The sequence below is a fragment of the Pararhizobium arenae genome (genome assembly GCF_001931685.1).
Lineage (GTDB): Bacteria > Pseudomonadota > Alphaproteobacteria > Rhizobiales > Rhizobiaceae > Pararhizobium > Pararhizobium arenae.
Genome location: NZ_MOOY01000003.1, coordinates 286,979 through 310,047, shown reverse-complemented (window position 1 = coordinate 310,047; position 23,069 = coordinate 286,979). Strand labels below are relative to the sequence as shown.

At 61.1% G+C, this 23,069-nt stretch carries 19 protein-coding genes; 9 read left to right on the top strand and 10 right to left on the bottom strand.

Annotation, left to right across the window (positions count from 1 at the left end):
* Positions 1–70: 70 nt before the first annotated feature.
* The 3 genes from BLX89_RS08025 (at position 71) to BLX89_RS08015 (ending at position 2,307) form a co-directional block, all read left to right on the top strand.
* On the top strand, positions 71–1,636 hold the full coding sequence (locus BLX89_RS08025) for a helicase HerA-like C-terminal domain-containing protein (protein WP_075290133.1): 1,566 nt from the start codon (positions 71–73) through the stop codon (positions 1,634–1,636).
* Positions 1,637–1,711: 75 nt separating this feature from the next.
* The gene (locus BLX89_RS08020) at positions 1,712–1,993 is read left to right on the top strand and encodes a type II toxin-antitoxin system RelE/ParE family toxin (RefSeq protein ID WP_075290132.1); all 282 of its coding nucleotides are present in this window, start codon (positions 1,712–1,714) and stop codon (positions 1,991–1,993) included.
* 14 nt (positions 1,994–2,007) lie between these two features.
* The gene (locus BLX89_RS08015; protein WP_075290131.1) at positions 2,008–2,307 is read left to right on the top strand and encodes a HigA family addiction module antitoxin; all 300 of its coding nucleotides are present in this window, start codon (positions 2,008–2,010) and stop codon (positions 2,305–2,307) included.
* 314 nt (positions 2,308–2,621) lie between these two features.
* Here BLX89_RS08015 and BLX89_RS08010 read toward each other — a convergent pair whose 3' ends face one another.
* Together BLX89_RS08010 and BLX89_RS08005 are read right to left on the bottom strand one after the other, a co-directional pair.
* Positions 2,622–3,356, bottom strand: a complete 735-nt coding sequence (locus tag BLX89_RS08010; RefSeq protein ID WP_075290130.1) for a helix-turn-helix transcriptional regulator — start codon at positions 3,354–3,356, stop codon at positions 2,622–2,624.
* A gap of 206 nt (positions 3,357–3,562) precedes the next feature.
* A complete protein-coding gene (locus BLX89_RS08005) occupies positions 3,563–3,985 on the bottom strand; it encodes an organic hydroperoxide resistance protein (protein WP_075290129.1) in 423 nt (140 codons plus the stop codon).
* Between the two features lie 150 nt (positions 3,986–4,135).
* On the opposite strand from BLX89_RS08005, the gene BLX89_RS08000 reads away from it, so the two are divergent.
* From BLX89_RS08000 to BLX89_RS07990, 3 genes are all read left to right on the top strand, one after another.
* On the top strand, positions 4,136–4,618 hold the full coding sequence (locus BLX89_RS08000; protein ID WP_425348599.1) for a MarR family winged helix-turn-helix transcriptional regulator: 483 nt from the start codon (positions 4,136–4,138) through the stop codon (positions 4,616–4,618).
* A 138-nt stretch (positions 4,619–4,756) separates the two neighbouring features.
* Positions 4,757–6,634, top strand: a complete 1,878-nt coding sequence (locus tag BLX89_RS07995; RefSeq protein WP_083637379.1) for a sensor histidine kinase — start codon at positions 4,757–4,759, stop codon at positions 6,632–6,634.
* On the top strand, positions 6,631–7,041 hold the full coding sequence (locus BLX89_RS07990; protein ID WP_075290127.1) for a response regulator: 411 nt from the start codon (positions 6,631–6,633) through the stop codon (positions 7,039–7,041). Before BLX89_RS07995 ends, BLX89_RS07990 begins: the two co-directional genes overlap by 4 nt.
* Positions 7,042–7,146: 105 nt before the next feature.
* Here the strand turns inward: BLX89_RS07990 and BLX89_RS07985 are convergent, their stop codons facing one another.
* Positions 7,147–7,920: a L,D-transpeptidase gene (locus BLX89_RS07985; RefSeq protein WP_075290126.1), complete on the bottom strand. Its 774-nt coding sequence runs from the start codon at positions 7,918–7,920 to the stop codon at positions 7,147–7,149.
* Between the two features lie 155 nt (positions 7,921–8,075).
* Positions 8,076–10,391, bottom strand: coding sequence for a sensor domain-containing protein (locus BLX89_RS07980; protein ID WP_075290125.1), 2,316 nt, complete (start codon positions 10,389–10,391; stop codon positions 8,076–8,078).
* A 206-nt stretch (positions 10,392–10,597) separates the two neighbouring features.
* On the opposite strand from BLX89_RS07980, the gene BLX89_RS07975 reads away from it, so the two are divergent.
* Both BLX89_RS07975 and BLX89_RS07970 read left to right on the top strand, forming a co-directional pair.
* Positions 10,598–11,935: a TIGR03808 family TAT-translocated repetitive protein gene (locus BLX89_RS07975; protein ID WP_075290124.1), complete on the top strand. Its 1,338-nt coding sequence runs from the start codon at positions 10,598–10,600 to the stop codon at positions 11,933–11,935.
* A gap of 123 nt (positions 11,936–12,058) precedes the next feature.
* Positions 12,059–12,718, top strand: coding sequence for a glutathione S-transferase family protein (locus BLX89_RS07970; protein WP_075290123.1), 660 nt, complete (start codon positions 12,059–12,061; stop codon positions 12,716–12,718).
* A gap of 7 nt (positions 12,719–12,725) precedes the next feature.
* Here BLX89_RS07970 and BLX89_RS07965 read toward each other — a convergent pair whose 3' ends face one another.
* The 5 genes from BLX89_RS07965 to BLX89_RS07930 all read right to left on the bottom strand — a co-directional run bounded on the left by BLX89_RS07965 (position 12,726) and on the right by BLX89_RS07930 (position 20,561).
* A complete protein-coding gene (locus tag BLX89_RS07965) occupies positions 12,726–14,600 on the bottom strand; it encodes a diguanylate cyclase (protein ID WP_143523547.1) in 1,875 nt (624 codons plus the stop codon).
* A gap of 287 nt (positions 14,601–14,887) precedes the next feature.
* Complete coding sequence (locus tag BLX89_RS07960) at positions 14,888–16,447, bottom strand: calcium-binding protein (RefSeq protein ID WP_075290122.1); 1,560 nt, start codon at positions 16,445–16,447, stop codon at positions 14,888–14,890.
* A 151-nt stretch (positions 16,448–16,598) separates the two neighbouring features.
* Positions 16,599–18,254, bottom strand: coding sequence for a calcium-binding protein (locus tag BLX89_RS23885; protein ID WP_158025942.1), 1,656 nt, complete (start codon positions 18,252–18,254; stop codon positions 16,599–16,601).
* 127 nt (positions 18,255–18,381) lie between these two features.
* Positions 18,382–19,284 (bottom strand): LysR substrate-binding domain-containing protein, encoded by a 903-nt coding sequence (locus BLX89_RS07935; protein ID WP_075290121.1) that lies wholly within the window; start codon positions 19,282–19,284, stop codon positions 18,382–18,384.
* Between the two features lie 272 nt (positions 19,285–19,556).
* Positions 19,557–20,561, bottom strand: a complete 1,005-nt coding sequence (locus tag BLX89_RS07930; protein ID WP_075290120.1) for an asparaginase — start codon at positions 20,559–20,561, stop codon at positions 19,557–19,559.
* Between the two features lie 85 nt (positions 20,562–20,646).
* Between BLX89_RS07930 and BLX89_RS07925 the strand changes: the two genes are divergently transcribed.
* Positions 20,647–21,384, top strand: a complete 738-nt coding sequence (locus BLX89_RS07925) for a DUF3750 domain-containing protein (protein ID WP_075290119.1) — start codon at positions 20,647–20,649, stop codon at positions 21,382–21,384.
* 386 nt (positions 21,385–21,770) lie between these two features.
* Here the strand turns inward: BLX89_RS07925 and BLX89_RS07920 are convergent, their stop codons facing one another.
* The gene (locus BLX89_RS07920; RefSeq protein ID WP_075290118.1) at positions 21,771–23,057 is read right to left on the bottom strand and encodes a calcium-binding protein; all 1,287 of its coding nucleotides are present in this window, start codon (positions 23,055–23,057) and stop codon (positions 21,771–21,773) included.
* Between the last annotated feature and the right edge of the window lie 12 nt (positions 23,058–23,069).

The window sequence follows — 23,069 nt, the reverse complement described above, 5'->3', positions numbered from 1 at the left end:
ATCCGACGACACAGGATTGCGGCACGGCCTTAAGCTCGTTGCCTGCCGCCGAACCATGGAGAAGGCCGCGATGATCGAGGACGGGAAACTCTATATCGGCACCAGCCGCAAGCCGGACGATACCAACAACAAGCCCGAATATCTCGACCTGAAATTCGGCAACCGCCATGGCCTCGTCACCGGCGCCACCGGCACCGGCAAGACGATTACGCTGCAGATCCTTGCCGAAGGTTTTTCCAATGCCGGCGTTCCGGTGTTTTGCGCCGACGTGAAGGGCGACCTTTCCGGCATCGGCGCCATGGGCGAGCCCAAGGATTTCCTCCTGAAACGCGCCCAGCAGATCGGCCTCGAACCCTACGACTTCCAGGAATTCCCGGTGATTTTCTGGGATCTCTACGGCGAAAAGGGCCACCGCGTCCGCACCACCATGTCGGAAATGGGCCCGCTGCTGCTGTCGCGGCTGATGAACGCGACGGATGCGCAAGAGGGCGTCCTGAACATCGCCTTCAAGATCGCCGACAAGGGCGGGCTGCCGCTCCTCGACATGAAGGACCTGCAGTCGCTGCTCACCTACATGGGTGACAATGCGTCGGAACTGTCCAACCAGTTCGGCTTCATCTCAAAGGCCTCGGTCGGCTCGATCCAGCGCGAGCTTCTGATTCTGGAACAGCAGGGCGCCGAGCATTTCTTCGGCGAGCCGGCGCTCAAGATTTCCGACATCATGCGCACCACCAATGACGGCCGTGGCGCGATCTCGGTGCTGGCCGCCGACAAGCTTATGATGAACCCGCGCCTCTACGGCACCTTCCTGCTCTGGATGCTGTCCGAACTCTTCGAAGTGCTGCCGGAAGTCGGCGATGCCGACAAGCCGAAGCTCGTCTTCTTCTTCGACGAAGCCCATCTGCTGTTCAACGATGCGCCGAAGGTGCTGATCGAGCGGGTTGAACAGGTCGTGCGCCTCATCCGCTCCAAGGGCGTCGGCGTCTATTTCGTCACGCAGAACCCGCTCGACGTGCCGGAAACCGTGCTTGCGCAGCTCGGCAACCGCGTGCAGCATGCGCTGCGCGCCTATACGCCACGCGAGCAGAAGGCGGTGAAGACGGCGGCCGACACGTTCCGCCCCAACCCCGAATTCGACTGCGCCACCGTCATCACCAATCTCGGCACAGGCGAGGCGCTGGTCTCGACGCTTGAAGGCAAGGGTGCGCCTTCGATGGTCGAGCGCACGCTGATCCGCCCACCGGCCAGCCGGGTCGGCCCGCTAACGACGGAAGAGCGCGCCCATGTGATGAAGATCAGTCCCGTCGCCGGGCTCTATGACGAGGATTTCGACCGCGAGTCGGCCTACGAAATGCTGGCGAAGAAGGCCGCCCAGGCCGCGCAGCAGGTGGAAGAGGCAAAGAAAGCCGAAGAGGAAGCAGCCGAACAATCCTCAGGCGGCGGCAGCATCTGGACCCTGCCCGGCTTCGGCAACGACAGCGCGCCGACCAGCGGCACACCCCGCCCCCGCTCGGCAAGCCCGGGCCGCCAGCGCGAAACGGTTGTGGAAGCAGCCATGAAATCGGCGGCCCGCAGCATGGCAAACTCGCTCGGACGCGCCCTGGTGCGCGGCATTCTGGGGAGCCTGAAGCGGTAACGCCTTCAAATCCGGATCATGGTAGGCTTGACAGAGTTGCGTATCACCGTATGATACACAACAGAAGAAGTAAAGATGATACGCTCGTTCAACGACAAGTTTACGGCTTCCATCAATGACGGATCGGTCAGAAAGGGATTTCCACCAGATCTGGTGCGCAGAAGCCAGCTACTACTTGCTCTACTCGATGCAGCCGTTGATTTGAACGACTTGAGATCGCCGCCCGGAAATCGGCTCGAAAAGCTCTCCGGAGATCGCGCTGGTCAGCACTCGATCCGTATCAACAAACAGTGGCGCATTTGCTTCGTGTGGAAAGATGATGGTGCCGATAACGTCGAAATCGTCGATTATCACTAATCCGAGGAAAGATCATGTCCGCTAACAACGGCCCGGCGATACATCCTGGCGAGGTCCTGCGGGAGCTCTATCTCGAGCCGCTTGGCATGAGCGCGGGCGCGCTCGCCAAAATTCTCAAGGTTCCCCGTACTCGTATCGAGCGGATTGCGAGCCAGCAGACCGGCATCACTCCGGATACGGCCCTGCGCCTTGCGCGGTTCTTTCGGACGACCCCTCAATTCTGGCTGAATATGCAGGCAAGCTACGATCTGAAAATACAGGCGCCGATGCTGGCCAAAGAGCTGGAAACCATTCCTGAAATGGAAGCAGCCTGACGCCGGCGCATCTCGGTGCGCCGGCCTGGTCTCTCCTCCCTCGCCGTGGTCGCAGCCCTCATGACTCTCGAAATTCGACCGGCAGGCGAGCGGAGTCCGAAGCATTAAGCTATCGTTTTGAAAAGATTTGAAATACGGGGAGGATTGCTTGTTTGCCTTGTGACCAGATCGACATCCTCCGGACCCCAGAAAAATCTTAGCACCATCCGCCTGAAGCAATACCCTCTATTTTAGGGGTAGCGCATAAAAAAACGGCATTTTTCGCAAACACAATCAAAGCGCGTTGCGCGTGCGCGACACCCGTTTTCGCACCATCAGAAATGGATCACGCCCAGGGAAACGGCGGCGGCGACAAGCTCGGCGCGGGTTGCCGCCTCGAAACGCTTGCGGGCGTTTTCAACATGCTCGTGCGCGGTGGAGATCGAGATCGACAGTTCGGCGGCGATCTGCCGGTCCGATAATCCCTTGGAAACGAGCGGCAGGCAATCCAGCTCGCGGGCGGTAAGGCCCGCCGGGGCGACCGGCAGGGCATGGCCTGCGATCAGGCCACGCAAGCGTTCATGGAAACAGATGCAGAGCGGCGGCAGCAGCAGCTTGTGCCGCTCTGAGATGAGGCTGCGGCGGGCAACGATGCTGATGATGCCGACCCGCTGGCCGCCGCGCGGAACGGGCACGACGAGACCGTCGATCCAGCCTGCCTCAGCCGCCTTGTCCAGCGCTTCGGTCCCAAGACGGGGCAAGGTGCGATCGGCGCGGAGCTCGACCCATGTGAATGGGCCTGCGCGGTTTTCCAGCGCATCCAGCAGCGGATCGCGGTTCACCAGCCCGGAAGCGAAGTAGTAACGCCGCCAGTCCTCCGGCCAGTCGATGACATGAAAAACCGCGCGGGCGCGATTGCGCAGATCGATTTCGCCGGCTGCAAACGTATCGATGCCGCAGCGATCGAGAAGGCTGCGGAAAATCGCCGTGCAGGCATCCGCCGCCGTTGCCGACAGCATGCCGCTGATGGCCTCAAGGATATCCATCGGTTCGACGTCGATATCGGACATGCTCCCCCTCTCCCAGGCACACCCTTGCCGGCGAAAGAGTGGCACGGATCAAGAACTTCAGCATCTCCTAAAACGGCATCCATGTCGCCTTTGGCATGACCTTCTGTGAAGTCGCCGGTCCCGTGCCAAAAGTGGCGCCGCATCACAAGAAAACCCCGGCGCGGTTCTCCGGGCCGGGGCTTGTGGTCGCGTCCTGAGACGTGAAATCAGGCGAGTGTCGCCGAGACTTCGGTCGAGGTGCGCATGGCGTGGCTGTAGGGGCAGACGATGTGCGCTGCAGCCACCAGCTTCTCACCGGTTTCGCGATCGACGCCGGGAATATTGACGGAGAGCGAGACTTCGATGCCGAAACCGGTGCCGTCTTCGCGCGGGCCGATGCCAACGGTCGCGGTGACCGTCGTTTCTTCTGAGATCTTTACCTTTTCCTTGCCGGCGACAAACTTCAGCGCGCCGAGGAAGCAGGCGGAATAACCGGCTGCAAACAGCTGCTCGGGGTTGGTGCCGCGGGCACCGTCGCCGCCGAGTTCCTTGGGAACCGTCAGCGTTACATCGAGAACGCCATCTTCCGAGACGGCGCGGCCAGCACGACCGCCAGTAGCGGATGCCTTGGTGGTGTAAAGAATGGGCATGATGGTCTCCTTGGGTTCGATCTGAAAGGCGTGAAACTGGCTCGGCAGGCATTTTCTCCGCCGATGGATTTTTAAATATCGCAAAATTAAATTGCGCGCAATATGATTTTGCAAATTGCATTATTTTTTTGTTTTGCGATAATGTCGATCATGAAGGACGCACAGGAAACCCTACCCCCGGCCGGAATCGACGACGCCATGCTGGCGCCGGAGAGGCAGCTTTGCTTTGCGATCTATTCTGCCGCCCATGCCTTTACGCGAACCTACAAGCCCATGCTGGAGCGCTTCGGGCTGACCTATCCGCAATATCTGGTGCTTCTGTCGCTTTGGCAGACAGATGAAATGACCGTAAAGGCGATCGGCGAGGAACTCGGCCTCGATTCCGGCACGCTCTCGCCTCTCCTCAAGCGCCTGGAAGCGGCTGGGCACATCAGCCGCACCCGCGACAAGCAGGACGAACGGCAGGTCATCATCCGCCTCACGCCATCCGGCAAGGCCTTGAAGAAGGAGGCCTTCGGGATTCTGATGCAGATCGGCGCCGCCACCGGATGCAGCCGAGAAGAAGCGGAAAATCTGCGCGATCTGCTGCGCAATCTCACCGACCGGCTGGATGAGGCGCAGCAATCATTCTGATTCTTCACGTCAATTGTGATCTTCCCATATGCAACCGGTGCGCTAAACTTCACAATAGCGATTCACGCTTGCTAGAGGCGGCCGGTGCAGAGCGACGCGACATGGGAGCCATTGAGCATATGCGCCGGCGGTGTCAGCATGCTCGTGGGAGCCGCCGTTATGGGCCTCTGGCTGAGCGAACCCGCGGCACTTGCGGCGCAATTTCCGATGATGTTTGTGATGCAGTTCAACACGAGCATCTGTTTCGTGCTGAGCGGACTGTCACTGGCCTTGATGCATTCGGCATACAGCAGGTGGTCGGCGCTGCTCTCCGGCGTGGTCGTGGCCTTTGCAGTCGCCATACTGATACAGCATTTTCTTAAGACCGATCTAGGCATCGATCGTCTGCTGATCACGCCGTTCATGCAGAGCGGCACCGCGCCTGCCGGGCGCATGGCCGCCAATACCGCCTTCTGTCTGATCCTGATCAATGCCTCGATCCTGCTGACACTGCGGATCGGCCGCAATTCCCACATCCGCCTGCTGTTTGCCGGACTGGTTTTCATGATCGCCGCCAGTGCTCAGATCGGGCATCTGCTGAATGCCACCACGACGCAGGACTGGCTGCCGCTGTCGCGCATGTCGGCGCAGACATCCATCAGTTTCATGGCGCTTTCCATCGGCCTGATCTTCTCGCGCCCCGAAGATCTCGGTTACCAGCGCACGATGATGGGGGCGTTTCTCGCGGCCGCCACCTACCTGCTTCTCGTGCTCCTGACCTATTTTGAGTTCATGCGGCAGGAAACGCTGTTCACGGAGGAGCTTCCGGCGTCCGAGGCCGGCAATGCCCGCTCCACGCTCATCGCCATACTGCTGTTCTCCGGCATCGCCTACGCCTTTCTCATTCTCTATGCGCTGAGAACGGCGCAACGCCAGCGCGCCGCGGCGCGCGATCTCTCGGAAAGCCAGATGCGGTTTGCCGCCATCATCGACACGGCGGTCGACGGCTTCATCACCATAGACGACCAGGGCAAGATCCTGTCGGTCAATCCCGCCTGCGAGAGGATATTCGGCTACAAGGCGGCGGAGATGATGTCGCAGAACGTCAAGATGCTGATGCCGGAACCCTATCGGCACGAGCATGATCAATACATCCGCAACTATCACCGGACCAGCAGGCCCAGGATCATCGGCATCGGACGCGAGGTCGAGGGGCGACGCAAGGATGGCAGCACCTTTCCGCTCGATCTGTCGGTGGCCAAGGTCAATCTCGGCCATCAGGTGCTCTACAGCGGCATCGTGCGCGACATCTCCGAACGCAAGCGCCACGAGCGGCAGATCCTGGAGGCGAATGCGGAACTCGAAGAGTTTTCCTATCGCACCTCCCACGACCTGCGCTCGCCGATCGCGTCCTCGATCGGCATGATCGCCATCGTCCAGGACATGATCGAGGACGGCGTTTCCCCGAAGGATCTCAAGCCGGTTCTCGAACGCATCGACAAGAGCTTCCGCAAGCTCGACAGCCTGATCCAGAACATCATCCTGCTGACCCGCGTCAAGGTTCTGGAAGAGACCGAAACGCCGATCGCGGTGGCCAAGGTGGTCAACGATACGGTGGAGCGGCTGCGCTACATCGATACGGAGCAGAAAACCCACATCCATATCGATGTGCCATCCGCGCTCACGATCCACAAGAAGGCGAGCCGCTTCCAGATCATCATCGACAACCTGCTCTCCAACGCGCTCAAATACCGCGACCCCGGAGAAGATAGGCCGGAGGTGCGCATCCTCGCGCGCAAGGAAAACGGGGAGTTCGTGCTGAGCGTCGTCGACAACGGTCTCGGCATTCAGGAGCAGGACGAGCAGCAGCTGTTCCAGATGTTCCGCCGCTTTCATCCCCAGCAGGCCTATGGCAGCGGTCTCGGTCTCTACATCCTGAAAAAGAGCGCCGAGCATCTCGGCGGCAGCGTATCCTTTCATCGCAGAAAAAAAGGCAGTCAGTTTACCGTGACATTGCCGGACGGGAGCAGAAAATGACCTTGAATTCGATACTCACCGTCGATGACGACGAGGGAGATTTGTTCATCTGCAGCTACACGATCCGCAAGTTCGATCCGAACATCAAGGTTCTGAAAGCGCTGAACGGCCGTGAAGCCCTCGATGTCCTTCACACGACGACGCCGGACGCAATCATTCTCGATATCAACATGCCGATCATGAACGGCTTCGAGTTTCTCGACCGCTACGCCATCGAGTTCGAGCGTCATGCGCCGGTGGTGGCGATGCTGACGAGTTCGCACCTCGCGGCAGACCGCGAGAGGGCAATGCGGTACAATTTCGTGAAGAGTTACTTCGAGAAGCCGCTGACGCCGGAGAACCTGCGCATCATGGCGTCACTGCTGGATGAGGATGAGAAGGCCCGGGGGGTAGCGAATAGCGAATAGCGAATAGCGAATAGCGAATAGCGAATAGCGAATAAGGTGATGCCAGCGCCGACAGGGCTGTCAAAGTCTATTCGCTACTCTCTATTCGCTACTCGCCTTCAAACATCAAATCACCAGAATCGGCGTCTTGTTCGGCACGCGATCGTAGAGGTCGATGATGTCCTGGTTGATCAGGCGCACGCAGCCGGACGAGACCGCCTTGCCAATCGACTGCCACTCCGGCGATCCATGAAGCCGGTAGAGGGTATCCTCGCCGTTCTGGAAGATGTAGAGCGCACGCGCGCCGAGCGGGTTGTTGAGGCCCGGCGGCATGCCGCCATTGGCAATCGAATACGGCTCCAGGTGCGGCTGGCGCGCGACCATCTCGTTCGGTGGCTTCCAGCGCGGCCATTTCTGCTTCCACTGGATGACGCCGCGGCCCGACCAGGCAAAGCCTTCGCGACCGATGCCGACACCGTAGCGCATGGCGGTGCCATCGCGCTGGATGAGATAGAGGAACCGGTCGCCGGTATCGACGATGATGGTGCCGGGCCGCTCTCCGAAGGGGTTTTCCACCTGCTGACGATAGTAGCGGGAATCGATCTGCTGGTAGGGCACGGCCGGAATTGAATATCCCTCGTCCTGCATCGGTCCGTAGATCGCTGCGTAACGCGAGGTATCCGGCATCAGGCCGCTCGGCGCGGGCTCGCCGACCCGCCCGAGATATTCGTCCCCCGTCAGCGGCGGGCGACCTTCAAGCTCCGGATTGCGGAAATAGGGGCGCGTTTCTTCGCGGAAACGGTCGGTGTTCATCGAGGAGGTGCAGCCGGCAAGCACGGCCGAAGTGGCGGCAAGTCCGGAAAGATTGAGGAATTTCCGGCGGGAAAGCGAAACAGTCATGAACTCTTAATTCCGGTTGGGGCGCCGGTGGGGCACGTCGGCAAGACAGCTATGTCCGTCAGACCGGAATTCAACACCGGCCGATGCCACAAAGATGGCAAATGCGACTGGATTGAGGCTTGCGCCGCACAAAATTGTTCAAAACTGCGTCAGGCTTACGATGCCTCGGACAACAGCCGGGCAAAGGCGTCCGCTGGAACGGGTCGGCTGAAAAAATACCCCTGGATTTCGTTGCAGCCGTTGTCGCGCAGGAATTCGACCTGCGCTTGCGTTTCGACGCCCTCTGCGATGACCTGCATGCCGAGCTCCTGCGCCAGCGAGATGATGGCGCTGGTGATCGCCTTGTCGTCTTCGTCGGCGGGGATATCCATGACGAAGGACCGATCGATCTTCAGTCGCTTGACGGGAAAACGCTTGAGCGCGCTAAGGCTGGAGTAGCCGGTGCCGAAATCGTCGATCGCAAGCTGCACGCCGAGCGCCTCAAGCTGGTGCATGGTGGCGATCGCTTGCGGCACGTCCTGCATGATCAGGCTTTCCGTCAGCTCCAGCTCGAGATAACGCGCCTCCAGCCCGCTTTCCTTCAGGGCTGTGGCCACCCGGCAAACCCAGTCACGCTCGCGGAACTGGCGGGCGGAGACATTGACGCTGATGACGATGGGCGGCAGGCCGGCATCCTGCCAGGCCTTGTTCTGGCGGCAGGCGGCATTGAGCGTCCAGTCGCCGATATCGACGATGAGGCCGGTTTCCTCGGCAAGCGGGATGAACTCGCCGGGTGCGACGATGCCACGCTCTGGATGCGCCCAGCGCAGGAGCGATTCTGCGGCAAACACCTTGCCGGTGCGCAGGTTCATCTGCGGCTGGTAGTGCAGCACGAACTCCTGGCGGACGATGGCCTCGCGAAGCTCCTCGTAACGGCGCAGCTTCTCATGGGCGGTGGCCGCCATTTCGGCATCGAATATCTGCAGGTTGTTGCGGCCGAGTTCCTTTGCCCGGTACATCGCCGCATCGGCATTGGCCAGCAGCTCTTCCGCGTTCGAGCCATGTTCGGGAAAACCGACGACACCCATGCTGCAGCTGACCTGCAGGCTGCGCCCGCCAAGGGTGAGCGGCGCCGCGATCGCGCGGCGGATTTCCTCAAGTCGGGGAACGATGATGCCGTTTTCCGCCGGCAGGTCTGTCAAAAGCAGAATGAACTCGTCGCCGCCGACGCGCACCACCATATCCGTCTTGCGCACGCAGCCCTGCATCCGGCGTGCAACGATACGCAGAAGCTCGTCGCCGGCCTTGTGCCCGAGGCTGTCATTGATCAGCTTGAAATTGTCGAGGTCGAGGAAGGCAAGCGCCACCCACTGGTTCGCTTTGCGCGCATTCTGAAGCGCCAGCGCCACGCGCTCATCAAACAGAAGCCGGTTGGGAAGGCCGGTCAGCGCATCATGATGCGCCATGAAGTGAATGCGATCTTCGGCCTTTTGCCGCTCGATCGCGATGCCCGCCAGGTGGGCCGCCATCGAGATGAGCTCCCGCTCCTCCTCGCTCGGCACGCCAACCTTGCGGGAATAAAGAGCGAAAGTGCCGAGAACCTGCCCCTGATAGGAGAAGATGGGCATCGACCAGCAGGAGCGATAACCGAACGGACGCACCAGCTCGGTATATTGCTCCCACAAGGGATCGGACAGGATGTCGCTGACGAAGACGGGCTCGCCGCGCCAGGCCGCAGTGCCGCAGGACCCGACCTTGGGACCGATCTCGACGCCATGGATTGCGGCGGAATAACCCGGATCGAGGCCGGGAGCGGCCCCGGTCAGCAGATGCTTGCCGTCTTCCGACAACAGCAGCACGGAGCCGATGATGCCCGGCAGATGCCCTTCGATCAGCGCCAGCAGCTCGTTGAAAAACGCCTGCAGGGAAACGCTCTGGGCGATCTTCTCCAGAAGCTTTGCTTGCCCCAGAAGCAGGCGCTCGACCTTCTTCTGCTGGGTGATGTCGCGCGAGACGCCGACCGTGCCGATGGTGACGCCCGACTTGTTGCGCAGCGGCACCTTGGATGTAGCAAGCCAGCGTTCGCTGCCCTTATCGATGACGGCCAGTTCCTCGATGTCGAACATCGGCTCGCCGGTTTCCATCACCCGGCGCTCGACATCGAAAAAGCCTTGTGCGGCCTCCGGCGCATGCAGGTCGAAATCGGTCTTGCCGACGATCTCGCTCATCGACGCAAAACCGTTTTCCGTCACCGTCGCCTGGTTTGCCATCAGGAAGCGCCCTTCGGTGTCCTTGGCATAGATGCAATCGGGGATGTGATTGATCATGGTTTCGAGCCAGTCGTACCGATCGGCGATATCGGCTTCGGTGCTGGTCAAACGGGCGATTTCGGCGACCAGACGCTGGCTTGCGGCAAGCAGGCGTCGGGTGTCGTCATTGCTGGCGATCTTCGCTCCGCTGTCCTTTCGGTAGCGGCCTAGTTCCTTCGTCAAGCAAGCCTCCAAAGCGGGGGCGGCGCGCCGTTGTAACCGGCATGGCCTTGTCTCCTTCTCGCACACTAGCAGCGATAGGTTATCCGACCCTAAAGAACCGGGTTGCAATCGAGAGAGCTTACAGCCTGCCTTTTGCCAATCCGGGCGGTCTGGATGTGCCGTTTCGAGACAGGCGCGGCTGGCACGGTTCATGCTACGTGTGCACCATGAAAAGACGAGCGCTCCTCCTGACCCTTGCTGCCGCACCGGCTGCCCTTGCCTTGCAAGGCCGGATGCCGGCCCATGCTGCCGGCGATATCGGCGGGCTCGTGCCGGACGAGCGACGCAACCAGAGCCGGGTTTTCGCGCAACTGCTGGAAGCGGCCGCATCCGAGCGCAGACCGGTGGAACTGCCGGCCGGCGATTTCAGGATTTCGGGGATACGGCTTCCCGAAGGAACCGTGCTTTCAGGAGTTCCCGGGGCGACGCGACTTGTCCAGGACGGCCAGGACAGCCGTTTTCTCTTCGCCGAGGCGCTGGAGCGGCTCACCCTGCGGGACATCATTCTGGAGACGGACGGCGGCCCCCTCGGCGACGACGGCCAGGGGGCGCTCGACCTGCGCGGGGTGCGCGATCTTACCCTCGAAAACATCGGCATCCGCAACAGTGCCCGGCACGGGCTTTACGCCGAACGCTGCGGCGGGCGGATTGCCGGCTGCGGCATCTCAGGCGCCGCCGATGCCGGTATCTGGGCCGTGGACAGCGAGGGGCTTTCGATCACCGGAAACAGCATCGCCGATTGCGGCAATGGCGGCATTCTCGTTCACCGCTGGGAGAAGGGAGCCGACAACACCCTCGTTTCCGGCAACCGCGTTTCCGGCATCCGCGCCCGTGACGGCGGCACGGGTGAGAACGGCAACGGCATCAACATCTTTCGCGCCGCCGGCGTGATCGTTTCCGCAAATCATGTGTCGGACTGCGCCTTTTCCGCGATCCGGGCGAATGCCGCGACGAATGTGCAGATCACCGGCAACCAGTGCCTGCGCTCGGGCGAGACGGCGATCTATTCCGAATTCGGCTTTGAGGGCGCCATCGTCAGCGACAATCTAATCGACGCGGCGGCGAACGGCATCATCATCTGCAACTTCAACGAGGGCGGCCGGCTATCGACGGTCACCGGCAACATCGTTCGCAATCTCTCCGAGAAGGGCCCGTATTTCCACGATGGCGCGGGCTTCGGGTTCGGCATCGCCGTCGAGGCCGATACGGTCGTTTCGGGCAACGTCATCGAAAACGCGCCAAAATGGGGGCTGATGCTTGGCTGGGGCCCTTACATGCGCGACGTGGTGGCAAGCGGCAATGTCATCCGCAAGGCCGGAGGCGGCTGCGCGGTCACGGTCGTTGAAGAATCGGGAGCCGCCATCATCACCGACAACGTCTTCAGCGAAGTTCGCGACGGCGCTGTGCTGGGTTATCGCTGGAACGACAAGGTGACCGGCGATCTTGCGGCAGAGGGCGCCGAGCGTTTCTCGCACCTGACGATCTTTGGCAACAGGCTGGCCTGAACGTTTTCATCACAAGATTTCATCAATGACATCAGCGCCTCAGGCTTCCTGCCGGGAGACGGTTTTCCTACAAAACAATCCAGCAACACGTCGCGCAGGCGTTTTGCCGAAGAGGAGAACACCATGCTGACGATCTACGGCGTTTATCGCTCCCGCGCCTCGCGCAACTACTGGATGGCCGGAGAACTGGGCCTGGACTTCCGCTCCGTGCCCGTGATCCAGGCCCGCCGCCTCGCCGATCCATCGAGCCCGGACGCGCCGGTCAACACCCGATCGCCGGAGTTCCTGGCCGTCAACCCGATGGGGCTGATACCGGCGATCGAGGACGATGGCCTTGTGCTCACGGAATCGCTTGTCAACAACCTTTATCTTGCCCGCAAGCATGGCGGCCCGCTTGCGGGGCAGACGATCGCGGAAGAAGGCCTGATCGGCAACTGGACCATGTGGGCGGCAACGGAAATCGAGCCGCATGCGGTCAAGATCGTGCTTGCCTATGACAACGGCATTGAGGAGACGCCGGACGGCAAGGCCGTGATCGTCGCCGCCGTGACCGCTCTCGGCAAGGGGTTCGCGCGGCTGGCCGCCCAGCTGGAAAACACCCCTTATGTGATCGGCGACCGCTTTACCGTCGCAGACCTCAATCTCGCGGAAGTGTTTCGCTACACCCAGTCACAGACAGCCCTGTTTGAAACATACCCGGCTGTGAAGGCGTGGCTGGAAAAGTGCCAGTCGCGTCCGGCGTTCCGGGCCATGATGGAAACGAGGCAGCTCGAGGTGGAGTGAGGCCGCCTCAATCCCGGTTTCCGCCGACGGCGATCAACTGCGGCTTTGACGGCGACCATGCGCGCACGAGGTCGCGACCGGCCGCCTTTGCCATGTACAGCGCCTCGTCGGCGCGCTTGACGAGAAGCCGGGCATCCGCCTCGCCGCCGCGCTTGGGCAGGGTGGCGACGCCGATGCTGGCGGTAACGATGCCCTTTTCGCTAGCCACATGCTGGATATCCAAGGCCCTGATCCGAAGCCGAAGATCATGCGCCAGCGCGACGGCCTCCTCTTCCCGGCTGCCCGGCAGGATGACGGCCAGTTCCTCGCCGCCATAGCGGGCGACATGATGCGGACGCGAGTAATCGAGCGACTTGAGGCAGGACGCAATCTCGCGCAGGCACGCATCGCCGGAAAGATGGCCATACGTGTCGTTGTAGGCCTTGAACCGGTCCACATCCAAAAACAGAAGGCTCAAGGGCTGCTCTTCGCTATCCGGAGCCTGCAGTTCCTCACGCAGGGCCGCATCGAAGGCACGCCGGTTGAGAAGCCCGGTCAACCCGTCCGTCTCGGCAAGCTCGGCAAGCCGGTCGTTGAGCGCCCGCAGCGTCTTTTCGTCCTGCTTTGCCTTGGTGATATCGGAACAGACCACGAAGCAGGTGCCATCGGCCGCAGGGCTGGTGCGCGACTCGATCCACCGCCCGTCCCAGAGGGGAAACTGGACCGTGCCCGCGTCTCGCAGGCTTGAGACCGCGACCCGCACCCATTCCGTAACCGCATCCGGGGGTATGCCGACGAGCTCGCCCCGGGCCACGGCGGCATACAGAATGGAGGATGCCGAGGCGCCCGGAACGCGCAGATCCGCAGTGCGGGAGAACATCTCGCGGTATTTCTGATTGCAGAAAACCAGTTTCTGATCCCGGTCGAACATCACCAGCCCGTCGGCCATGTTGGTGAGGGCCGCGGTCACCCGCTTCTGGCTTTCGTTCAACGCCGCTTCGAGCGCCTTGCGCTCGGTGATATCGCGGCTGTGGGTGATGAGACCGGAGATGTCGCCATGCCGATCGATGAGAGGGGCGAGCAAGGTCGAGAACCAGCGCCGATCGTCGTTCTCCATCGCTCGTGTTTCTTCGATGATCGTGGCCTCGCCGCTTTGCAGAACCGCCCTTTCGGTGGCACCGAAACCGGTGACGGCACCGTCGGCAACGGGCCTTGAGGCTTTCTCGGCAGCGGGGTTGGCAATGATGAGGTTGCCATCGACGTCCGTGACCGACACGGCATCCGGAAGACACTCGATCGCTGTCCGGTAGATATGATTGGCGCGCATGATCTCGCGGCGGCGCAGCTCGTTGGAAACCGCGAAGCCCGCCATGGACGTCGTCACGAAGGAAAGGATCATCGAGGGCAGCAGCATATCGGCCATGACGGCGGTCCACCGCTCCGTCGGCAGAGCAAAAAGACTGATCGAGCCCGTCAAGGCAACAAGGATGGCGAAACCGACGATGGTGAGCGGGCTCGGGCGGTTGCCGCGCAGGACGTAGAATGTCGCCACGCCGACCAGCATGGCCGATGCAATGCCCATCAGTCCGATGGCAAAACCCGCACCGCCGAGATAAAACCTGTAGAGCGCGGCAAAGGAAGCCGTGATGAGCACGGAGACCGGCCCGCCAAAGAGGCCGGAAACGGCGATCACCGTACGCCGCAGATCGACGAAATAACCACCGTGAAGTTCGATCGGAATGAGCATGACGCCGACCGCGCCTGCGCCCATCACCGCCCCCAACAAAACCCGCCGGATAAGCAGCGAATGCTTCGATTCCGGCAACTGGATGTTGCTCCAGATCGAAATAGACAATGCGACGATCGCCATGTTGGCGAGAAGCTCATTCCAGACGGGGTTCAAATCTGCCTCGACGAAGATGGATCGGATTGCTCCGACAAGGTTGCACCGGCGCTCCCAGCTCACAAACCGGGATACGGCCTTCTCAGCGGCAGACCGCGGAAGTCACCTCATGTGACGGACCCTGCAGCTTCACATGAACAGCGCCCGCCACCAAAGCGGGCACCCGATGCGAAGCGCTCAGCCCAACCGATACCATCAACGTGGAAAAAAAATGTAAATTAGGAACCGCTTTGCCAGCGTAAACGGGTGGGACGCACGGCGCCCGCACCCGGCCCGCCAACACGGCCTCAAACGATCAGAAAATCCGAGGCGGTGACGGAAAGATTGGAGCCGATGGTGGCGAAATGCACGGAGCCGCCACTCGCCTTGCCGTTGCTGTCGTAGAACAGCTTGCCGGTATCGGTCTCATAGATGATCCGGTCGTCGTTGTCGCCAGCGAGACCGGTGGTGTTCTTGACGAACTTCGAGGCGCTCAAGGGGCCCGCCGCCCCGATGGCAGTGAAAACAGCGTTTTCGATCTGTATGGTGTCGTCGGCAACGTTGAAATCCGTGATCCGGTCGACATTGGTCGAGGCGCCGAGCGTCGTCTTGAAAATGAACTTGTCCTTGCCCGAACCGCCGATCAGGACGTCATTGCCCAGTCCGCCATTGATCAGGTCGTCACCAGCCGCGCCGTTCAGCGTGTTGATGGCATTGTTGCCTGTCATCGCGTTTGCGCTGCCATTGCCGGTGCCGTTGATCGCGGACGTGCCGGTCAGCACCAGCTTCTCGAAGGTGCCGATCACCTTGCTGCTGGCCGCAAGGCTGAAGCTGATCGAGGATTTGACAGTATCCGTGCCCGCCCCGCCGCTGGCCGTTTCGTTGACGATATCGCCGGTGTCCTGCACGACATAGGTATCGTTGCCGGCGCCGCCGATCATCGTGTCGGCGCCGGTTGCGCCATCGAGCGTGTTGCCGGCGGAATTGCCGGTCAGCACGTTGGCGCTGCTGTTGCCGGTGGCATTGATCGCGCCGGTGCCGACCAGGGTCAGCTTCTCGACCACGCCGCCCACGCGCGAACTCTGCGCCAGACTGAAGCTGATCGAAGACTTGACCGTATCGATGCCGCTGCCGCCATCGTTCAGCTCATCGACGATATCGCCCGCGTTCTGGACAAGGTACGTATCGTTGCCGGCGCCGCCGACCATTTCGTCGGCCCCCGCACCACCGTCGAGCGTGTCGTTGCCGGCGCGACCGACGAGCTGATCGTTTCCATCCCGGCCTTTCAGAACATTGGCGACAGACGAGCCGAACAATTCGTCGCGGACGTTGGTTCCGGTGGCATTTTCGATGCTTACGAAATCCTCGAAGCGATTGTTGCCGGTGATCGCGAAACCCTGGGCAAGATCGACCTCGACGCCGGTGCCGCCGAGCGTATTGCTTTCGTCGCGCAGCTCGTAGCTCAGCGTGTCGGTTCCCGAGCCGCCGTCAAAAACATTCTGCCAGCCTTCGGAGATGAACGTGTCGTTGTCCCCCTCGCCGAAATACCGGCTGTTGAAGGTGGTAACCGCCATAGTGTCATTGCCGGTGCCGCCGAAGACGACATCGAAACCTTCCGTCGTGAAGGCAAAGCCCTGCCCGACATAGGTATCGTTGTTGGCGCCAAGACGGATCTCGTTTCCGCCTTCGACACGATTGTCCACCACGTCATCACCGCTGCCGGCATCGACGAAGTTGTCGCCGCCGAGATTGCCGACAAGATTGAGGACAATAACGTCATTGCCGCCGCGTGCGTTTATGATGATCTGCGGTCGGTTTCCCTGAATGATTTCGTTGGCACTATCGTTGCCGTTGACCGTAACGCCCATAATATCTTCCCTGAAATTTTTGCGTAATATTCAGTCTGATTTGCAGTTTACGTTTCAATCGATCCGAGAACAGGACCATTATTGGGATACTCGGCAGATTTCGGCCCGCGACATTTCGTGAGGCTGCCGAAATCAAGCAAGACGACTTCCGTTACAGCAGGAAATCCGAGCCGGTGAGGATGCCGCTTTCGAAGGAGGTCACCACCTGGAACACGAAGTCCGCCTGATTGTCCGCATCGACATGGCCTGAGACCGTATTCAGGAAACTTTCGTCGGTGCCGTCGCCGTTGCGGTCAAACAAGTCGGCCGTCAGGACCAGCGTGCCGGCGGCGGCGGTGACCGGGAGCGGCGGCGGGTCGCCTGGCAGCGGCTGGACGAAGACCGGATTGAACGCGGTGAAATTGTCGTTTCCGGCATTGCCGAGGATGGCATCGATCGCCGAGACGTCGATGCGGTCGCTGCCGCGCAGGAAATCCGTGATCAGGTCTGTGGAGCTGCCCCGGCTCTCGGCCGTGGCGTTGAAGATGAAATCGTCATTGCCGGCGCCGCCGGTCAGCGTGTCCTTGCCCATGCCGCCGGTGAGGAAGTCCCGGCCCAAGCCACCGTCGATCGTGTCGTTGCCGAAGAGGCCATCGATGGTATCGCCGCCTGCCCCGCCCTTGAGGGTGTTGGCGCGGATGCTGCCCTTCAGTTCGTCGGCAAGACCCGAACCGGTGATGTTTTCGAAGCTGGAGAAGCTGTCGCCCTGCGCATCGCCGCCGAAAGCCTGACCGTTTTGCAGGCTGACATTCACGCCGGCGGCGGAGGTCGCATAATCGAGCGTGTCGTTGCCCGCGCCGCCCGCCATGACATCGGCCCCTGCGCCGCCGACAACGCGGTCATTGCCGGCGCCACCGGTCAGGGTGTCATTGCCGCCGCGGCCGGACAGCACGTCGTCGCCCTCTTCGCCGACCAACCGGTTTGCGACATCGCTGCCGGTGATGGTGTCGTTGAACGTCGTGCCCGTCACATTCTCGAAGCCGGACAGAACATCCTTTTCGACGACGGTGCTGACGCCCTGGGCGTTCTTCGAAACGAGGCTGGCCTGACCGGGCCCGGCAAAGGGAGACTGCAACGAAATCAGCGTCGACAGGGAGCCACCGGCCGGGACGGCCGCATCGTTCCACGATGCAAACGAGATTTCGTCGGTGCCCGCGCCGCCGAGCAGCGTATCATTGCCACGGCCCGCATCGACGAAATCCTGGCCGTCGCCGAGCTTGATGGTTTCCGCGCCGCTGCCGCCGCGAACCTTGTCGCTGCCGCCGAAGGTTTCGATCGTACGGCCGACGCCGTTGTTGGTGACGATATCGTTATGCGCGGTGAAGGTCAGCTTTTCGACGGAGCTCAGGGACAACGTGCCGAGGCTGTCGCCGCCGACATGGCGCACCGCGCCGCTTGCAACATTGTAGTCGATGCCCTTTCCCATGCCGAAGGTGATGACCGACGACACCGAATCGAAACTTCCGGTCACGAAGAGAATTTCGCGGAATTGCAGCGTGTCGGTGCCGGAGCCGCCGTTGAACGTGTCGTTGCCGCGTTCATAGATCAGCGTGTCGTTGCCGCCGTCGCCGAAGAGGTCGTCGTTGCCTTCGCCACCGACCAGCGTGTCGTTACCCTGACCGCCGAAGAGGCGATCGTTGCCGCGCATGCCGTACATCGTGTCATCGTCTTCATGTCCGAACATATCGTCGTTGCGACCGCCCCAGTCGGTGGTCTTGTTGTTGCCGTACATCCGGTCCTTGCCCCAGCCGCCATTGAACGTCGCCATCTTCGCCTCCATGGTTTTGCGGCCTGCCTGCCGCGTCATGGCTTTACTATGGCGGGAAGCCGGCAGCCGCGCAGTTCCGGATGGAACACCTTGATGCTGCCGCGTTTTTTATCCAGGCCAAGGCTTCTCAGAGGGCGTCGATACGCTTCATGCTCTCGGCAATCTCGGCGCGCACCCAGGCCTTGAAGGCCCTGACCGTTGCCGTCTCGCGCCGATCGGGCGCGGTCACGAAATAATGGCCGAAGCCGCTGCGCGCCCTGATCTTGAAGGGAGCGACGAGCCGCCCCTCGATGAGGCTGTCGCCCGCCAGCGTCTGCCAGGCAAGCATCGGCCCCTGCCCGGCAATGGCCGCGTCGAGACAGATCGAGGCTTCGTTGAAGACATGGCGTTCGCCCATGGTGCGCCCGGAAAGCCCGGCTTCCCGAAACCAGGTCTCCCAGGAAAACATCGAGTGACCGTCGATGACAGCGGGGAAATTCAGGATGTCCTCGGGCTTTGCCAACTGGCGCGCCATGCCCGGAGAGCAGACGGGAAACACCTCCTGCGCCAGCAGCAGCTCGGCATGCACGCCCGGCCAGTCGCCCCGCCCGACGCGGATGCCGATATCGACATCGGAGGTTTCCATGCTGACCAGCCTCGTGGTCGCATCGATGCGCAGCTGGATATCCGGGTGATGCCTGGCGAAACGATCGAGCCGCGCCACCAGCCAGCGGGCGGCGAAAACCGGAGCGACGGAGATGGTGAGGATGCCTTCGTCGCGCTTGCGGGCCGCCCCGACCGCCTGATCGAGGATCTCGAAGCCGGCCTGAAGCCGCGGGAGGAAACGGTCCGCGAACTCGCTAGCCACAAGCCCGCGCGGGGTGCGCGTGAACAGCGTGCGGCCGAGCTGCCTTTCCGTCTTGATGATCTGCTGGCTGACGGCGCCGATGGTGACGCCCAGTTCATCGGCCGCGGCCTGCAGCGAGCCCAGCCGGCCTGCGACCTCCACGGCACGAAGGCCGTTCAGATGGATTACATTCAAATTTTTCATATAGAAAAACTATATCAGAATGCCGGCAATCTCAATTGAGAATGCGCTGGAACAAGCCGATTATAGCACCCTGACAACAGGGAAGCAGATCCGATGCTAAAGTTTTTCTCAAGACAGAAGAGTGTACGGAACGACACCGTCCCGGCGGCCGATCTTCTCGATCATCCCGATATCGCCCGCATGGACACCCGCGAACTGGGAGACCTTCCCTTCCCGCGGACCTTTGTCACCGACCACGATGCGGAAGCCGGCCGCCCCGCAGGCCCGGCCGTTCAGGCGAAGGCGTCCGTTACCCTGATATCGCCGACGAACAGGCCGTTCCAGTTGTGCATGGCATGATCGGCCATGCCGCGCAGTGAGGCGTGAAGGTCGGGCTCGTCCTTGAAGAAGCGGGCGAGCGTGGCGGCGACCATGGCTTCGGCGGCACGGGTGGTGCCGTCCTCGCATTTGAGCGCGATGCCGATGCCCTTTTCCGGGATCGCCGCGCAGAATACGCCTTCGGCCCCGGTCTTGGCGAAGATGCGGCCCGGAGCAAGCTGCATGAGCCTGGTGCAGGCGCGGCCGGTGCCGGCAACATAAAATGGCTCGGCCATGCAGGCTTCGATCAGGCGCTTCGAAGCACGGGCGCGCTGCGGCTCAAGGCCGGCACCCGTCGCCATCCGTGCAAAACCATGGGCGAGCCCCTTGAGCGGCACGGCATAGGTCGGGATCGAGCAGCCGTCGGTGCCGCAATTGTCGTGCCCGAGAACACCCCCGGTCAGCGCCTCCATGGTGCCGCGGATATCGCGCTGCAGCGGGTGGCCGTAGGTGACGTAGCCCTTCGGATCGCCGCCATCGTGGCAGACGGCACAGACGAAACCGGCATGTTTTCCCGAGCAGTTGTTGTGCAGCGCGGTCGGCCGATCAAGGCTGCGAGCCTGATCGATCAGCGTCTTCTGGCTGGAGGACCAGTGCGCTCCGCACTCCAGCGTCTCGACATCCCGGCCGGCAGCGGCGAGCATTTTTGCGGCTAGGGCGACGTGTTCGGGTTCGCCATTGTGCGAGGAACAGGCGAGCGCCAGCTCCTTCGCGCCGAAGCCATAGGCATCGGCGGCGCCCGTTTCCATCAGCGGCAACGCCTGCATGACCTTGCAGGCCGAGCGCGGGAAGACGTTTGCCTCGACATCACCCAGCGAAAACACGGTCTTGCCGTCGCCATCGACCGCAATGACCATGCCGCGATGGCGGCTTTCCACCAGCGCGCCGCGAGTGACTTCGACAGTTACGGGGTTCGACATGCTTTGCCCTCAAAAATTCCAAGTTCGAATGCGTCATATCCCACGATTGCCATCCGTCCAACATTGTCTTTTCACGGACTTGCTCATGACATTCATCAAACGCCTGCTGCTTGCCATTCTCATCGTCTACCTGTTGCCGGCGCTTGCCTCTGCCGGCTGGTGGTATGTCAAGGAAAGGCCGGGCAGTTGGCGGGAAGCGGACTGGTCGTCCGCCGGCATCCTTCCGAAGGCCGACGCGAACCAGGAAGCGGCGATCTACGTCTTTTCCGCCGCAACCGGCGGCATGAAGGGCGCAGTCGCGAGCCATTCCTGGATCGTCACCAAGGCGGCGGGCGATACCACCTACAATCGCTACGACAAGGTTGGCTGGGGATCGCCCATCCGCCGCAACGGCTATCCGGCCGATGCCCGCTGGTATTCGAACACGCCGCATATGGTGGTGAGCATCAAGGGCGATGCGGCAAGCCGGCTGATCCCGAAGGTCGAGCAGGCGATCCAGTCCTACCCCTATGCCACGCCGGGCGCCTATCGCATCTGGCCCGGCCCGAACTCCAACACCTTCGTCGCACATGTGCTGCGCTCCGTGCCGGAACTCGACGCGGTGCTGCCGCCGGATGCGGTGGGGCGCGACTACCTGCCGGAGGGCAAGCTGTTTCACATCGATGCCGACGCGCGCGACCTGCACGCGACGCTCTACGGGCTGCTGGGCGTCTCGATGGGCCTGCGCAGCGGCTTCGAGGTACATTTCATGGGGCTGGTGGCGGGGATCGACGTGGCCCGGCCGGGGCTGAAGATACCGGCGATCGGAAGGGTGGGAATTTGAGGCTTGCTCCCCGAAACGTAAAAAGGGTCGCGCGAGGCGACCCTTTCCATGAGTTTTGGCCTGTGACAGACCCGGACAGCTGACGCCACCCGAAGGAAGGCGGGGATCAGAACGAGGGCTGCCTCGTTTCGCTCAACACGATTTCCATGCCAGCCACGAGAGCCGAAATCTCATTAGACATTGGATCACCTTCCTTTCATTACGTTGAACATAGGAGAAAGGTAGTCCTTTGTGACAGGAATGCANGGAATGCAAGGGGGGGGGGGGGGCAAGCTCGCGCTATCCGGGGGTGGCAATAGAAAAAGGTCCCGCCGCTGATCGTAGCGAGCCCCCTTTAGCCAAAGCGTTCTAATTCCAGCGACCGCCAACCTATAAACGGAAGCTCTTTAAATGACGATGAAATCCGAACTTGATATTGTCGGCTTACTCACCAGCGTCGCGAACAGTACGCCGTCATATGAGGATCCTGAGCCGTCCCGATCATAGAAGAGCTTACCGGTATCGGTTTCATAGATAATTCTATCGGTAACGTCTCCGGCAATACCGGTGCCATTCGCACGAAACGCCGCTGCGGAGAGCGCTCCAGTCGCGGTTAGAGCGGTAAAAATGCCATTCTCCAACTGGATCGTATCATAAACCGCGCTAAAGTCGCTGATCTTGTCGACGTTGGTCATGGCGCTAAGAGCTGTATGAAATATAAAGGTATCCTTCCCGCTCGCCCCCGTTAACGTATCGTTTCCGGCGTACCCTCGGATGACGTCGTTCCCGCCGTTGCCATTGATTTTATTCGCAACCGAGTTGCCGGTGAGTATATCGTTAAATCCGGAACCGCTGATATTCTGGATTGAAACGAACGTGTCGCCGGCAGCGTCGCCTTTATTCGTTGAGGGCGTCGTGAGGCTAACGGTCACGCCAGTGGTAGCATAGAAGTACGTTACGGTGTCGGTGTCTGCACCACCATCAATACGGTCGGCCCCGGCACCCCCGGCAAGGATATCGTACCCTGCGCCTCCAAGAAGCGAGTTGTTGCCGGCGCCGGCATAGAGCGTGTCATCACCCTCCCCTCCATTTGCAACACCGGTTAAGCTGCCAACCCGACTGTCGAAAGTGTCTTCACCATCTCCCAAGCTCACGTCACCGTTTATGGTGCCCGTATTTGTGAGGTTATCAATCGCGATGTTTTCAGAGTAAAAGGCGAAATTTTCGGCCGATATCAAACCTGTATTTGAAACATTCAAGGTCTCGTTTCCGGTATGGTACACTCCAAAGTTATCTGCCTCGATCTTACCAGCGTTGAAAAGATTTGAGTGTAAATAGCCGTACGTATCGAAATGTGCCCCATAGTGGCCAGTGATCACTCCGCGGTTAGTAATCTCCGCTTCCACTCCCCTGACAGTGATGGCTGAAGAAGAGATCGAATCTACGCGTGCTCCATTCTCGATCAGTATGCGGTTGCCGCTGTCGGTTGTACCGTTCCCTAACAAAATCGCACCAGATGCCGATGCTACAGTTCCGTAAACGCGGACCTCATGGTTGCTGCCATTACCGTAAACAGCGATACCGCTCGTGGACGCAATGAACACCTGCGGCGCTACATAAAGATCACCAACCCCATCGCCGAGATCGATTTGAGTTCCCGAACCTGAAACCGATGTTGGAAATCTCCACGCCATGTTTTCTACTTC